The 585-nt window shown below is 55.7% G+C and carries 1 protein-coding gene; it reads right to left on the bottom strand.

The genetic code is table 11. From position 1 onward, the window contains the following. The coding region (locus G9X64_RS36130; protein ID WP_171378396.1) for an IS110 family RNA-guided transposase at positions 1-561 on the bottom strand (561 nt) is incomplete at its 3' end. Positions 562-585: the final 24 nt, after the last annotated feature.

Below are 585 nucleotides of genomic sequence, written 5' to 3'. Positions count from 1 at the left end.
AGCGTATTCCTCGGCCTGGCTCATGAACAATTCCTGTGCGAGCTCTGGCACAGTCGCGTCGGCCTGTATCCTTTCAAGCAGCATAGGGATATGCGCCAGCCCCTTGGCTGCGGAAACACCAAACTCATTGGCGTAGCCCCGGATTGCGTTGGCGAGTTGGGTGCGGTTGGCGATGAGGCGGGTACGGACGCTGATCAGCATGAGTGCCGCTTGTTCATCAACTGTCTTAACCGGAACAAACCGCATCGTTGGGCGGCTCATTGCCTCGCAGAGCCCTTCGGCATCGGCCGCGTCGTTCTTGTTCCGTTTGACGTAGGGCTTAGCAAGTTGTGGTGCGATCATTTTTACCTCATGCCCGAATGAGGCGAGCAGCCGTGCCCAATGATGCGAACCACCACAGGCCTCGATCGCGACCAAAGTTGGCGGGCAGGTCGTGAAGAAGTCGATCATCTCCTTGCGTCGCATTTTCTCACGCAAGACCGACTTCTCTTCAGCATTCACGCCATGCAGCTGAAAAACATGTTTTGACGTATCCATGCCAATACGAATAATCTTCTCCATGGGCGGCCCCTCCGATTGAGATCT

It is taken from the genome of Rhizobium sophorae (assembly GCF_013087515.1).
In the GTDB taxonomy this organism is placed as follows: Bacteria; Pseudomonadota; Alphaproteobacteria; order Rhizobiales; family Rhizobiaceae; genus Rhizobium; species Rhizobium sophorae.
This window is presented reverse-complemented; position numbering and strand designations above follow the sequence as displayed.